General features: G+C 65.8%; 15 protein-coding genes. 13 read left to right on the top strand and 2 right to left on the bottom strand.

The genetic code is table 11. The features are described 5' to 3' along the window. Positions 1 to 717, top strand: a 717-nt coding sequence (locus ACIQ7H_RS16615; RefSeq protein WP_395793525.1) for an ATP-binding cassette domain-containing protein, incomplete at its 5' end; no start/stop codon positions are given. 369 nt (positions 718 to 1,086) lie between these two features. On the opposite strand, the gene ACIQ7H_RS16610 is transcribed toward ACIQ7H_RS16615, so the two are convergent. Together ACIQ7H_RS16610 and xerD are read right to left on the bottom strand one after the other, a co-directional pair. Continuing rightward, positions 1,087 to 1,830, bottom strand: a complete 744-nt coding sequence (locus ACIQ7H_RS16610) for a DsbC family protein (protein ID WP_395793523.1) — start codon at positions 1,828 to 1,830, stop codon at positions 1,087 to 1,089. A gap of 101 nt (positions 1,831 to 1,931) precedes the next feature. Then, positions 1,932 to 2,921: a site-specific tyrosine recombinase XerD gene (gene xerD, locus ACIQ7H_RS16605; protein WP_395793521.1), complete on the bottom strand. Its 990-nt coding sequence runs from the start codon at positions 2,919 to 2,921 to the stop codon at positions 1,932 to 1,934. Positions 2,922 to 2,961: 40 nt separating this feature from the next. Between xerD and ACIQ7H_RS16600 the strand changes: the two genes are divergently transcribed. From ACIQ7H_RS16600 to fliE, 12 genes are all read left to right on the top strand, one after another. Next, a complete protein-coding gene (locus ACIQ7H_RS16600) occupies positions 2,962 to 3,405 on the top strand; it encodes an RDD family protein (protein WP_395793519.1) in 444 nt (147 codons plus the stop codon). 199 nt (positions 3,406 to 3,604) lie between these two features. Then, positions 3,605 to 4,750 carry a flagellin gene (locus ACIQ7H_RS16595; protein ID WP_395793517.1) on the top strand — a complete coding sequence of 382 codons (1,146 nt, stop codon included), beginning with the start codon at positions 3,605 to 3,607 and terminating at the stop codon, positions 4,748 to 4,750. Between the two features lie 72 nt (positions 4,751 to 4,822). Continuing rightward, positions 4,823 to 5,248, top strand: coding sequence for a flagellar protein FlaG (locus ACIQ7H_RS16590; RefSeq protein WP_395793515.1), 426 nt, complete (start codon positions 4,823 to 4,825; stop codon positions 5,246 to 5,248). A gap of 41 nt (positions 5,249 to 5,289) precedes the next feature. Continuing rightward, positions 5,290 to 6,651: a flagellar filament capping protein FliD gene (gene fliD / locus ACIQ7H_RS16585; protein WP_395793513.1), complete on the top strand. Its 1,362-nt coding sequence runs from the start codon at positions 5,290 to 5,292 to the stop codon at positions 6,649 to 6,651. A gap of 12 nt (positions 6,652 to 6,663) precedes the next feature. Then, on the top strand, positions 6,664 to 7,068 hold the full coding sequence (gene fliS / locus ACIQ7H_RS16580; protein WP_395793511.1) for a flagellar export chaperone FliS: 405 nt from the start codon (positions 6,664 to 6,666) through the stop codon (positions 7,066 to 7,068). Between the two features lie 64 nt (positions 7,069 to 7,132). Further along, positions 7,133 to 7,414, top strand: a complete 282-nt coding sequence (locus ACIQ7H_RS16575) for a hypothetical protein (protein WP_395793509.1) — start codon at positions 7,133 to 7,135, stop codon at positions 7,412 to 7,414. Further along, positions 7,411 to 7,971, top strand: coding sequence for a PilZ domain-containing protein (locus ACIQ7H_RS16570; protein ID WP_395793507.1), 561 nt, complete (start codon positions 7,411 to 7,413; stop codon positions 7,969 to 7,971). Before ACIQ7H_RS16575 ends, ACIQ7H_RS16570 begins: the two co-directional genes overlap by 4 nt. Before the next feature lie 75 nt (positions 7,972 to 8,046). After that, complete coding sequence (locus ACIQ7H_RS16565; RefSeq protein WP_395793505.1) at positions 8,047 to 8,679, top strand: response regulator; 633 nt, start codon at positions 8,047 to 8,049, stop codon at positions 8,677 to 8,679. A 281-nt stretch (positions 8,680 to 8,960) separates the two neighbouring features. Continuing rightward, positions 8,961 to 10,415, top strand: coding sequence for an RNA polymerase factor sigma-54 (gene rpoN / locus ACIQ7H_RS16560; RefSeq protein ID WP_395793503.1), 1,455 nt, complete (start codon positions 8,961 to 8,963; stop codon positions 10,413 to 10,415). Beyond that, the gene (locus ACIQ7H_RS16555; protein ID WP_395793501.1) at positions 10,412 to 10,795 is read left to right on the top strand and encodes a response regulator transcription factor; all 384 of its coding nucleotides are present in this window, start codon (positions 10,412 to 10,414) and stop codon (positions 10,793 to 10,795) included. Before rpoN ends, ACIQ7H_RS16555 begins: the two co-directional genes overlap by 4 nt. After that, positions 10,788 to 12,209, top strand: a complete 1,422-nt coding sequence (locus tag ACIQ7H_RS16550; RefSeq protein WP_395793499.1) for a sigma-54 dependent transcriptional regulator — start codon at positions 10,788 to 10,790, stop codon at positions 12,207 to 12,209. The genes ACIQ7H_RS16555 and ACIQ7H_RS16550 overlap by 8 nt, the downstream gene beginning before the upstream one ends. A gap of 63 nt (positions 12,210 to 12,272) precedes the next feature. Then, positions 12,273 to 12,602 carry a flagellar hook-basal body complex protein FliE gene (fliE, locus tag ACIQ7H_RS16545; RefSeq protein ID WP_395793497.1) on the top strand — a complete coding sequence of 110 codons (330 nt, stop codon included), beginning with the start codon at positions 12,273 to 12,275 and terminating at the stop codon, positions 12,600 to 12,602. Positions 12,603 to 12,610 lie beyond the last annotated feature (8 nt).

Raw genomic sequence — 12,610 nt, 5'->3', positions numbered from 1 at the left:
GAGCGCCTGGGCAACTCGGTGATGGAGTTCAAGAACGTCAGCAAGAGCTTCGGCGACCGCATGCTGATCGACGACCTGAGCTTCATCGTGCCGCCGGGCGCGATCGTCGGCATCATCGGCCCGAACGGCGCCGGCAAGTCGACCCTGTTCAAGATGATCACCGGGCAGGAGAAGCCGGACTCCGGCTCGGTCAACACGGGCCCGACCGTGAAGCTGGCCTATGTCGACCAGAGCCGCGAGAAGCTCGAAGGCGACCACAACGTGTTCCAGGAAGTCTCCGGCGGCTCGGACATCCTCAACATCAACGGGGTGGAGATCCAGTCGCGCGCCTACATCGGCCGCTTCAACTTCAAGGGCCAGGATCAGCAGAAGCTGGTCGGCACCCTGTCCGGCGGTGAACGCGGTCGACTGCATCTGGCCAAGACCCTCCTGCAGGGCGGCAATGTGCTGCTGCTCGACGAACCCTCGAACGATCTCGATATCGAAACCCTGCGCGCGCTGGAAGACGCGATCCTCGAATTCCCGGGCAACGTGTTCGTGATCAGCCATGACCGCTGGTTCCTCGACCGCATCGCGACTCACATCCTGTCGTTTGAAGGCGACTCGCACGTCGAGTTCTTCCAGGGCAACTACCGCGAGTACGAGGAAGACAAGAAGCGTCGCCTCGGCGAGGAAGGTGCGAAGCCGAAGCGGGTGCGGTTCAAGAAGCTGGTCTGAGAGCTGGGATTCGGGAATCGGGAATCGGGAATCGTTTAAGCACGTCGTCCCGACTTCCGCAGCAGACTTCAGGGCCCCGCTTCGTGCGGGGCTTTGTCGTTTGGAGCCGGGAATTGGGATTCGGGAATCGGGATTCGTTGAAGCGCGCGGTCCCGACTTCTGCTGGAGACTTCAGGGTTCCGCTTTGTGCGGGGCTTTGTCGTTTGGAGCTGGGAATCGGGAATAGGGACGGGTTCGCTTCGAATCAGGTTCACGCGGCGGGCGCTGGCCTGGCTCACCGCAGTGCAGCTCAAATCAGATCTGATCGCCCAAACAAGAAAGGCGCGCCTCTCGGCGCGCCTTTCTTGTTTCAGCCACAGAACTTTCGGCTTACTTGCTGGCAGTCGCCGCAGCGGCCATCGCTTCGAGGCGCTGGATCAGCTGGTCCGGTGGCATGTAGCCGCCGATCTGGGTGCCGTCTTCGGTGATCACCGCCGGCGTGCCGGTGACGCCGATGCGCTGGCCCAGCTCGTACTGGTCGGCGATCGGGTTGGTGCAGTCCTTGCGGTCGAGCTCGACGCCGGTCTTGGCGTCGGTCATCGCGCTCTGCTGGTTGGTCGAGCAGAACACCGAGACGGCCTTGGCGAAGCTGTCCGAGCCCACGCCTGCGCGCGGGAAGAACAGATACTCGATCGAGATGCCGGCGCTGTTGTACTCGGTGATGTGCTCATGCATCTTGCGGCAGTAGCCGCAGTCGATGTCGGTGAACACGGTAAGCCGGTACTTGGGATTCGGCGGCGCGAACACGATGCGGCCGGTGGTGACGCCCGCGAGCGCCTCGGCACGGATCTTGGAGCGACCGGCTTCGGTGATGTCGATCCGGTTCGGGATGTCGAAGATCGAGCCCTGCAGCAGGTAGCGGCCCTCGGCGGTGACGTAGACCACGCGGCCATCGATGGTGACTTCGTAAAGACCGGCAACCACCGATTCCGAGATACTTTCGATCTTGGCGCCGGGCACCAGCGACTCGATGGCTTCGCGCACTGCGGGTTCGCCGGACTCGGCCGATGCGGTCGACGAAACGCTCATGAAACTCAGGGCGCCGAACAGGGCGCCAGCCAGAATGCGGGACATGATTTCCTCGGTCTGCGGGTGGATTGGCGGGCGTGGGACAGCCCTTGGGGCGACAAGTTCAGCCGCGGCGCGCAGTGTACCCGAGGCGCTGCAACAGGCTGCTAGCCTCGCGGATGATGTTGTGAATGCAGACGTTTCAGGCCCTCGCGGGCCACGAAGGTGTAAATCTGGGTGGTCGACAGGCTGCTGTGACCGAGCAGCATCTGCAGCGCACGCAGATCAGCGCCGTGATTGAGCAGATGGGTGGCGAAGGCGTGGCGCAGGGTGTGCGGGCTGACCTTGCCGGTGTCGATGCCGGCGCGCAGCGCCAGCTGCTTGATCGAATACCAGAACATCTGCCGACTCATGCCCTCGCCCAGCCGGCTCAAGAACAGCGCCAGCGGCTGTTGGCCGCGCGCGAGCTGCGGACGCGCTTCAGCCAAGTAGCGTTGCAGCCAGTGCTGGGCCTCTTCACCGATCGGCAGCAAGCGCTCCTTGCTGCCTTTGCCGAGCACCCGCAGCACGCCCTGTCGCAGGTTGACGCTGCCGGCAGCGAGCTCAACCAGTTCGCTGACGCGCAGGCCGGCCGCATACATCAGCTCGACCATCGCGCGATCACGCAGGCCCAGCGGAGTGTCGACATCGGGGGCACGCAGCAGGGCCTCGACTTCGGCCTCGGTCAGCGCCTTCGGCAGCGGTCGGCCGAGCTTGGGACTTTCGATCAGCGCCAGGGGATCGCGCTCGATCTTCTTCAGGCGCATTTGCTGGGCGTAGAAACGGCGCAGGCTCGATAGCAAGCGCGCGCCGCTGCGCGGGCTGTAGCCGTCACCGCTACGCCAGGCAAGGTAGGCATAGATATCGCTGCGCTGTACCTCCAGCAGCGCTGGGCCCTGCCCGACCAACCAGCGCGCGAAACCGTCGAGATCGCGGCGGTAACTGTCCTGGGTGTTGCGGGCGAGACCGTCCTCGGCCCAGGCGCGTTCGATGAAGGTTTCGATCAACAGCCGATCGGCGTCACGCGCAGGCGGCAGTGCCTGCACGCGTTCGCGGCGGTCGGCTGGGCTCTGCGCGCCGTTGCGGCGGCTGGGCTTGGAAGACGGAGTCGCACTCATCCACGCAGCATAGCCGGCCGCGCTCGCTATCCTGTGCGGCATGAACGACACCCGCATCCAAGCCGAACCCGCCCCGCTGTGGCCACGCCTGCTGGCCCTCGTCTACGACTTCTTCCCGGTGCTCGGCATCTGGTTCGCGGTCAGCGTCAGCAGCTATGCACTCAATGGCAGCCAGCCGGTGGTGCCCGGCAGCCTCGGCGCCTGGCTGGAGTTTCTCGCCCTGCTCGGCAGCACCTTTCTGTATGCGGGCCTTTCGTGGCGCTTCGGCGGCCAGACCCTGGGCATGCGTGCCTGGCGCCTGCGCGCGGTTGATCGCGCCGGCAATGCGCCGGGCTGGCGTGCGATTGCACTGCGGTTTGCGGTCGGCGTGCTGTCGCTGGCCGCCGCCGGACTGGGATTCGCCTGGGTGCTGATCGACCGCGAACGGCGCAGCTGGCACGAACTGGCCTCCGCAACGCTGACCGTGCGGCTGCCGAAACGCTGAGCCATGGCGCACTTGCGCGGATGTCGACGCTGTCAGGTTCAAACCTACACAACTTCCTTGCGACAGAGGGCTAAAGAAAACCCCGGGTCGGACCGATAACTAACTCAGCAGCGGCGGGGCCTCGGCAACAGGCCATCACTCTGCGGAACCCAACCCGGCACCGCCGGTTGACGGAACCCGAACCCCGAGGAGAATCACCATGCAAGTCATCAACACCAATACCGCTTCGCTGAACGCACAGCGCAACCTGTCGACTTCCGGCTCGTCGCTGGCCACCTCGCTGCAGCGCCTGAGCTCTGGCCTGCGTATCAACAGCGCCAAGGACGACGCCGCCGGCCTCGCGATCTCCGAGCGCTTCACCAGCCAGATCCGCGGCGTCAACCAGGCCGCCCGCAATGCCAACGACGGCATCTCGCTGGCGCAGACCGCTGAAGGCGCGCTGGCGGAAGTCGGCAATAACCTGCAGCGTATCCGCGAGCTGGCCGTGCAGGCCTCCAACGGCACCAACAACCAGACCGACCGCGACGCGCTGAACGCCGAAGTCACCCAGCTGAAGGCCGAAATCCAGCGCGTGTCGGAGCAGACCAGCTTCAACGGCACCAAGCTGCTCGACGGCTCGTTCACCGCGGTCGCCTTCCAGGTCGGCGCCAACGCCGGTGAGACCATCAGCATCTCCAGCATCGCCAACACCCAGACGGCGGCGATCGGCGGCACCTACACCCGCACCACTGGCAGCTTCAATGCCACCGGCCTGACCGGCTTCGCCACCGCGATTGCGGCCGGCGGCGTCTTGTTGAACGGCGTCGACATCGGTGCAATCGGTTCGGCCGCCAACGCGCAGGAACGCGCCGGCCAGCTGGTGGAAGCCATCAACCGCGTCTCCGCCCAGTCCGGCGTCGGTGCCTCTTATGACGCCACCACCGGCGACGTGACCCTGGTCAGCGACGCCGCGGTCGTCACCACCGGTACCACCAACTCCGCCACCGTCGCCGGTATCGCCAACGCCTTCACCGGCACTTCGGCCACCAGCACCGGCATCACCTCGGTCAACGTGTCCAGCTTCACCGACGCCCAGCTGGCGATCGGCCAGATCGATAACGCTCTGACCGCCGTCAACTCCTCGCGCGCTGAACTCGGTGCGATCCAGAACCGCTTCACCTCGGTGGTCACCAATCTGCAGACCAGCTCCGAGAATCTGGCCGCCTCGCGCTCGCGCATCCGTGACGCCGACTACGCCAAGGAAACCGCCGAGCTGACCCGCGGCCAGATCCTGCAGCAGGCCGGTACCGCAATGCTGGCCCAGGCCAACCAGCTGCCGCAGAACGTCCTGAGCCTGCTCCGTTAAGGAAAGGCTTCAGGCTCCAGGCCGGGGAGCGCAGCGCGAGCTGCGCTCTCCTTGGCTACAAGGTGAGCCGCCGTGAATACGATCAATCCAGTTGCAAACCTCATCGGCCTCGTCGCTGCCCCTCGCAGCGATGGGGCTTCTGCGCGGCCGGCGCCGACAGAGGTGACCCCGGTGGCGGCGCTCGGTGCGGTGGCCGGGCCGACCACGCCCGCGGCGCAGGCCTTGCAGGCCGGACAGGCGCCGGTGCAGCAGGCCAGTCGCGATGCCGAGCGCAAGCCCGAGAACAGCGAAGATCTTCAGCGTCAGCTTGACGACACACTGAAAGACGTTCAGACCTCGCTGCGCTTCCGGGTCGATGACGAGGTCAACCGTGTGGTGGTCAGCGTGGTCGACCGCGGCTCAGGCGACGTGATCTATCAGATTCCGTCGGAAGCCGCGCTGCAGATAGCCAAGCGCATGGCCGAGCTGGGCTCGGGCATGATCAACGAAAGCGCCTGAGGCATTCCGCTTCAGGCGCGTTGCGCGTAGGAGTAGGTGCCATGTCCAGCATTGGCGGCGTCGGTTCAGGGCTCGACATCCAGAGGCTGGTCAGCCAGTTGGTGGCGGCCGAGCGCGCACCGCAGGCGCAGCGGCTGTCGCAGGTCGAAAGCACCGCGCGCTCGCAGCTGAGCTCGCTGGGCAGCATCAGCAGCGTGTTGGGCGGCCTGAAATCGGCCGCCGCGGGTTTCAGTAGCGCCACCGGCATCGGCGCGCGCACGGTCAGCCTCAGCAGCACCAGTTATCTGACCGCCAGCGCCAGCAGCAGCGCTCAGACCGGCAGCTACTCCATTGACGTCATCTCGCTGGCGCGCGCTGCAAAGCAGAGTTCGAGCCCACAGACCAGCATCGATACCAGCCTCGGCAGCGGTGCCTTGACCTTGAGTGTCGGTGGCAGTGCTTTCACGGTGAACCCGGGTGGCGGGCCCATCACCTTGGGCGAGCTGCGCGACAGCATCAACAGCGCCACCAACAACACCGGCGTTGCGGCCACTCTGGTGAGTGCCGACGATGGCGTGCGCCTGGTTCTGACCGGCCGCGACACCGGCGCCAGCAAGAATCTGAGCCTGAGCGGCAGCGGTGACCTCAACGCGTTTGCCGCCGCATTCACTGTCAACGCGGTCGCCAGCAACGCGCAGGTGCGCGTCGACGGCAACCTGACCTCGTCGGCCACCAACACTTTCGCCTCGGCCATCGCCGGGGTGAGCTTCACTGCCACCAAGAGCGAGACCGACCCGGTCGCTACCCGCACCACCCTGACCGTCGGCCGCGACAACGGCGCCGCGCGCACCCAGGTGGAAGGCTTCGTCAGTTCGGTCAACAGCGTGCTCAGCACGGTCAAGGTGACCACCTTGTTCAACACCAGCACCGGCGTCAGCTCGCCGCTGACCGGTGATGCCCTGCCGCGCACCCTGGTCAGCCAACTGCGCAATGCGCTGGGCGCCGCGGTGCCCGGCCAGCCGGCCGGCTTCGAATCGCTGAACTCGGTCGGCATCAGCTTCCAGGCCGACGGCAGCCTGAAGCTCGACGCGGCACGCTTCGACAAAGCGATGAACGAGAACCCGCAGGCGGTGTCGGCCTTGTTCACCGGCGGCAACGGCTACACCGGCATGGGCGCGCGGATCAGCAGCCTGGTCGATAGCTTCACCGGCACCAATGGCGTCATCACCAGCCGCAACAAGTCGATCAACGACCGCATCGCCAATGTCGGCCGCCAGGTCGATGCGCTCGACCTGCGGATGGAGCGGGTGCAGAAGAACTATCTGGCCCAGTTCACGGCGATGGAGAAGATCGTCGCCCAGCTGCAGGGCACCAGCAGCTTCCTGAGCAATCAGCTCTCGCAGCTGTCCAACCTCAATCGCTGACGGATCACAGCCATGCACAGCGCACGCGCCTTCCTGAAGGAATACCGCAACACCGGACTCGAGGGCTCGGTGATCGATGCCAGTCCGCACCGTTTGATAGGCCTGCTGCTGCAGGGCGCGCGCGAGCGCATCCAGTTGGCGGCGGCCGCGCTCTCGGAAGGCCGCACGGGGCCAAAGGGCGAGGCCATCGGCCGCGCATGCGCAATCATCGACAGCCTGCGAGGCTCGCTTGACCACGCTGCCGGTGGTGAGATCGCCGGTGGGCTGGAGGCACTGTATGACTACGCCACCCGGCGCTTGGTCGAAGCCAATGCCATCAACGACCCAACCGGGTTCACCGAAGTCGACGCCCTGCTGGCCGAAGTACAGGCTGCCTGGGCCGCGATTCCCGCTCAGCTGCAGGCCCAGCCTGCCTGAGTTGATCGCGGGCAGGCCTGCTTTGGCCCTGTGCGCGGCGATGTGTCTCAAGGAGTAGGCGGGAATGCAGGAGATCCTGGAGCGCTTCGAGTCGCTGGCTGCGCAGCTTGAGCGCGGCGAGTACGACGGCGCCGCCGAAGCCCTGGCCGAACACGATCGCGCCGTGCGCGCCGCGTTCGCAAGCAGTGCGCCGATCGATGAAGCCGTCGCACGCCAGCTGCTGGCCCGCCAACACCACGTGCACTCGCTGCTGCTGGCGCTGCGCGATCAGCTCGGCGAACAGCTGGGCGAGAGCCGCCGCGGCCAGTCGGCCGCACGCAGCTATCTCAGGGACGCTGGGCCATGAACCCCGACCAGGCGGAAGCGCAGCTGTTCGCTGATGCCCTGGTCTGCGTCGATGAACTGCCCTATCGGCTCTCGCCGAGGCCATCGGGCATCGAGTTTCGTTCGGCCGCTGTCGCTGCGGCCGAACGCCTTCTGCACAGTCTGGTCGCGCTGGAATCGAGCCTGCCCGAGGAAGCCGAGCCGGGCCTCACCGACAGCGCGCTGCAGCGGCTGGACGCCAAGCTCGATCTGGTACTCGATCTCCTGAGCCGGCTGCTGGCAAGCGAACAACCGACCCTGCTCGCACGCCCGCTGCGCTGGTCGCGCCTCGGCGCGCGCATCGAAGTATCGGAGGCACCGCAGGTCGGTAGCCCGCAGCTGCTGATCCTGCATCTGCAGACCGGGCTGCCAGTACCGCTGAAGCTGCCGGTCGACGTGCTGGCGGTCGCGCCCGGCGCCGGCGGACTGCACATCGCCTGGCTGGCGTTTCCCACCGATGCGGCCGGGCTTGAGGCCGAGCTTCAGCGGCTGCTGTTCCGCCAGCATCGCCGCCAGATCGCGGCCAGCCGGCGCGGCTGAGCGGCCCGCGCTTCCGCCCGCGTCCGCACTGGGTTAACTTGCAGACGTTGATCGCGATCACACAAAGGGATGGGAATGCGAGTACTGCTGGCAGATGACCACACCCTGGTGCGCGCAGGTATCCGCAGACTTCTCGAATCCCAGCCTGACATCGAGGTGGTGGCAGAAGCGCAGGATGGCCAGGAATGCCTGGACCTCACCGCCATCCACCGCCCGGACCTTGCCCTGATCGATCTCGCCATGCCCGGCCGCAATGGCTTGGATGTGTTGATCGATATGCGCACCCTGTTCCCTGACACCGTCATCGTGATGATGTCGATGCATGCTGACCCGGCCTATGTCCGTACCGCGCTGGAGCGCGGCGCGCTCGGCTTCGTGGTCAAGGAGGCGGCACCGGCCGAGCTGGAGATCGCGCTGCGCGCGGCCTTGCGCGGTGACACTTTTCTCAGCCCCAAGATCTCCTCGCGCATGCTCGGCCACGGCCCGTCGCGCACGCCGGGTTCGCAGGAACTCGATTCCCTGCCGCCGCGCCAGCGCGAAATTCTGCGGCTGCTGGCGCAGGGCAAGGTCACCAAGGAGATCGCCTCGATCCTCGGCATCAGCGTCAAAACGGTCGAGACCCACCGCTCGCGCATGATGGAGACCTTGGGCATTCGCCGTTCCAGCGAACTTTTGCGCTTCGCGGTGCAACGCGCACTGGATGCGTGATTGAAGCGGTGGTGACGTTTTGCTGTCGCCCCTGGGGCAGCGCATCGGCGATCAAGGCGTCAGAGCGCTGACGCAGGTGAAGAATCGCCCGGTTCATTCCCGTAACAACCAGCATTCGTCTGGCGCTTGATGGCTCGAACTGCCGATCGCGTGACGGTTTTCTGCGTTTGTAGGGTTTATTCCTACACGTGTAGGGCTCACCCTGATTATTTTTACGACGTTCTCCGTCGAGAATGTTCAGGACATTCCCGATAGGCGCTGCGTGTGAACAGGGGGCTGATATGAAACAAGGTATGCGCCAACAGCTCAGTCAGAGCCTGAGCCTGACGCCGCAGCTGCTGCAGTCGATCCGGCTGCTGCATCTGAACGCCATCGAGCTTGAGACCGAGGTCAATCGCGCACTGGAGGAAAACCCTCTGCTGGAGGCCGACGTCGACGAGGACTCGGCTGATGAAACGGCGGAGGCCTCCGAGGTTGAGCTCGAAGACATGATGGACGGCCCGCGCGAAGACCTGCCGGGCGACTTCATCGAAGCCGGCATGAGCCGGGTCGCCTCGGGCAATGACGACGACGACCCGCTGGCGCGCTGCATCGCGCGCGATACCGGCGGCATCCGCCAGCGCCTGCTCGAACAGCTCAGCATGGAGCTGCGCACGCCGGAGGAACTTGAAGTCGCCGCCTGGCTGATCGATCAGGTCGACGATGCCGGCTATCTGGAGCTGTCGCTGGAAGCCCTGAGCGCTGCCGCGCTCGCCCGCGGCATCGACCCGCTTCGCCTGGCCGGCATCCGCCACAAGCTGATGCGCCTCGAACCTTCGGGGTATGGCGCCATCGATCTGCGCGAATGCCTGCGCGTGCAGCTTGAGCAACGGCCGTCGGACGAACCCGGCCATGCCCTGGCCCTGCGTATCGTCACCGAACACCTCGACCTGATGGCCGAGCACGACCACAACGCGATCGCCGATGCGCTGGAAGTCAGCGCGGATGAAGTGATCTGCGCCGAGCGCCTGATCATGGCGCTCGACCCGAAGCCGGGCACTTACAGCGCGCCGGAGCCGCAGCAGTACGTGGTGCCCGATGTGATCGTGCGCAAAGGCCGCAACGGCAACTGGGTGGTCAGTCTGAACCCGTTGACCGCGCCGAAGGTGCGCATCAGCCCGGTCTGTGAGGCCCTGCTCGAGGGGGCCGCCAGCGATGACGCCGGCGCCAAGAAGATGCGTGAGCTGCTGCAGGATGCGCGCTGGCTGACTCGCGGCCTGTCGATGCGCTACGACACTCTGCTCAAGACCACCCAGGCGATCGTTGAGCGCCAGCTCGGCTTCTTCGATCGCGGTGAAGAGGGCATGTGCCCGCTGACCCTGCGCGAGATCGCCGACGCAATCGGCATGCACGAGTCCTCGATCTCGCGCATCACCACCGGGAAGTACGTGCAGACCCCGCGCGGCACCTTCGAACTGAAGTACTTCTTCGCGGTGCGGCTGGAGGGCGCCTCGGTCGCCGGCGTGGCGGTGCGGGCGATGGTCAAACGCCTGATCGACAGCGAGAACCCGATCGCACCGCTGGCCGACGACACCATCGTCAGCCTGCTGGCCCGGCAGGGCGTCAGCATTGCTCGCCGCACCGTGGCCAAATACCGCGAAATGCTGCACATCGCCTCCGCCAAGGAACGTCGCCTGATCGCCAGCAGCCCGCAGCGCCTGGCGCGCGTTTCCCACCTTCAGAGAACCGCCCTATGAATCGCCTTACCGTCCTGCTGGTCGATGATCACGATGGCTTCCTCAACGCGGCGATGCGGCACTTCCGCAACGTCGGCTGGCTGGAGGTGGTCGGACGTGCCATGAACGGTCTGGAAGCGATCTCGCAAACCGAACAGCTCAAGCCCTCGGTGGTGCTGATGGACTTGGCGATGCCGGAAATGGGCGGCCTGCAGGCCACCCGCCTGATCAAGGCGCAGACCGCGCCGCCGTACATCGTGATCGCCAGCCATTTCGACGATGCCGAACACCGCGAACACGCGGCGCGTGCGGGCGCTGATGCCTTTATCAGCAAGCTCAACTACGTGCAGGAAGTGATGCCGATCCTCGCGCGGCTGGCGGGAGAAAGGGGCCATGTCTGAGTCACGCGTCCTGGTGATCGATGCCGACCGCGGCCGCGGCGAGCGCATCAGCACCATTCTGGATTTCATGGATCTCACCCCGCGAGTGGTCACCGATGTCGACGAGCTGCACCTGTCGCGGCATGACCCGCAGGACTGGCTGGCGGTGGTGCTGGGCGAGATCGCCGATGCCAAAACCTGGAAGAGTTTCCTCGACTGGCTGAAGCGCGATCCGCTGCATCCGCCGGTGCTGGGCCTGCCCGAACACCACCTCGATGGCCCCGAAGCCTTCGGCCTGCACGACGCCAGCTTCTGGGCGCTCGACTACCCGATCAAGCAGCCGCAGCTGGTCGAACACCTGCGCCGCGCCAGCATCAAGAAGATGGAAGACATCGCCGATGCAGGCGCGCCGCGCGGCGGCCCCACCGGTTCCAGCATCTCGGTGCAGAAGCTGCGGCGGATGATCGAACAAGTCGCCAGCTTCGATACCACGGTGTTGATCCTCGGCGAATCCGGCACCGGCAAGGAGGTCGCGGCGCGCGCGATCTACGAGCGCTCTGCCCGCCGCACCGGCCCGTTTGTGGCGGTCAACTGCGGCGCGATTCCAGCGGAGCTGCTGGAAAGCGAACTGTTCGGCCACGAGAAGGGCAGTTTCACCGGCGCGATCACCTCGCGCAAAGGCCGCTTCGAGCTGGCCGAGGGCGGCACCCTGTTCCTCGATGAAATCGGCGACATGAGCATGCCGATGCAGGTCAAGCTGCTGCGCGTGCTGCAGGAGCGCAGCTTCGAGCGCGTCGGCGGCAGCGACACCATCCGCTGCAATGTGCGGGTGGTGGCGGCGACGCATCGCAATCTCGAAGAAGCGATCATCAAGGGCGCCTTCCGCGAGGACCTGTTCTACCGCCTCAACGTGTTCCCGATCGAGATGCCCTCGCTGCGCGAGCGCCGCGAGGATCTGCCCGAGCTGGTCGCCTCGCTGACCAAGCAGCTGGAGAAATCAGGCCGCGGCAGCGTGCGGCTGTCGCCCGAAGCGCTGTCGGTGCTGCAGGCCTACCCCTGGCCGGGCAACGTGCGCGAGCTGTCCAACCTGATCGAGCGGCTGTCGGTGCTGCATCCGGGCGGCCTGGTGCGGGCGCGCGACCTCCCTGCCCGCTACCGCGAAGGCGTCGAGCTGCCGGAAGAGAACGAACTCGAATTGCTGGTGGCGGCCGACAGCACACCTGCGGCGGATACCCTGCCGCCCGAAGGCATCGATCTGAAAGACCACATCGCCCGCATCGAGATGAACCTGATCCGCGCCGCATTGGAACGCGCCGACGGTGTGGTCGCCCACGCCGCCCAGCTGCTGGGCCTGCGCCGCACCACACTGGTTGAAAAACTGCGCAAGTACGGGCTCGGTCGCGATGGCGACTTGAATTTGACGCCAGATTCCTGACAAGCCTGCGGCACAGCTCTTGCCTAGCTCCTGTCATCCCCGGCAGGACGCACGATTCCTTCCATGAGCGACGCAAGCATCAACGCCATCCTCTCGCAGATTCGCAGTCTGCAGGGACAGATGCAGGTCCGTCCGGCGCCCACCGAGGCGCCGCCTGCGGCCGCCACCGAAGCCGGCTTCGGCAACACGCTCAAGCGCGCGGTGACGCAAGTCAACGCCGAACAGAACGAGTCTTCGGCGCTGTCCAAGGCCTTTGAGCTGGGTGATCCCAATGTCGACCTGGTGCGGGTGATGCTCGCCTCGCAGCAGTCCTCGGTCAGCTTTCGCGCCACCGTCGAGGTGCGCAACCGGCTGGTCCAGGCCTACCAGGACGTGATGAACATGCCGCTGTAAACCCGGAT

Origin of the sequence: Aquimonas sp. (genome assembly GCF_044377145.1) — a bacterium.
Taxonomy (GTDB): Bacteria; Pseudomonadota; Gammaproteobacteria; order Xanthomonadales; family Xanthomonadaceae; genus Aquimonas.
The sequence above is the reverse complement of the archived record's forward strand: the minus strand, read 5'-3'. Positions and strand labels throughout refer to the sequence as shown.

Bases quoted from the DNA above. Each gene is read 5' to 3' on its own strand.
- ACIQ7H_RS16610 (WP_395793523.1), bottom strand. From the start codon at position 1,830: ATGTCCCGCATTCTGGCTGGCGCCCTGTTCGGCGCCCTGAGTTTCATG.
- xerD (WP_395793521.1), bottom strand. From the start codon at position 2,921: ATGAGTGCGACTCCGTCTTCCAAGCCCAGCCGCCGCAACGGCGCGCAG.
- ACIQ7H_RS16600 (WP_395793519.1), top strand. From the start codon at position 2,962: ATGAACGACACCCGCATCCAAGCCGAACCCGCCCCGCTGTGGCCACGC.
- ACIQ7H_RS16595 (WP_395793517.1), top strand. From the start codon at position 3,605: ATGCAAGTCATCAACACCAATACCGCTTCGCTGAACGCACAGCGCAAC.
- fliD (WP_395793513.1), top strand. From the start codon at position 5,290: ATGTCCAGCATTGGCGGCGTCGGTTCAGGGCTCGACATCCAGAGGCTG.
- fliS (WP_395793511.1), top strand. From the start codon at position 6,664: ATGCACAGCGCACGCGCCTTCCTGAAGGAATACCGCAACACCGGACTC.
- ACIQ7H_RS16575 (WP_395793509.1), top strand. From the start codon at position 7,133: ATGCAGGAGATCCTGGAGCGCTTCGAGTCGCTGGCTGCGCAGCTTGAG.
- ACIQ7H_RS16570 (WP_395793507.1), top strand. From the start codon at position 7,411: ATGAACCCCGACCAGGCGGAAGCGCAGCTGTTCGCTGATGCCCTGGTC.
- ACIQ7H_RS16565 (WP_395793505.1), top strand. From the start codon at position 8,047: ATGCGAGTACTGCTGGCAGATGACCACACCCTGGTGCGCGCAGGTATC.
- rpoN (WP_395793503.1), top strand. From the start codon at position 8,961: ATGAAACAAGGTATGCGCCAACAGCTCAGTCAGAGCCTGAGCCTGACG.
- ACIQ7H_RS16555 (WP_395793501.1), top strand. From the start codon at position 10,412: ATGAATCGCCTTACCGTCCTGCTGGTCGATGATCACGATGGCTTCCTC.
- ACIQ7H_RS16550 (WP_395793499.1), top strand. From the start codon at position 10,788: ATGTCTGAGTCACGCGTCCTGGTGATCGATGCCGACCGCGGCCGCGGC.
- fliE (WP_395793497.1), top strand. From the start codon at position 12,273: ATGAGCGACGCAAGCATCAACGCCATCCTCTCGCAGATTCGCAGTCTG.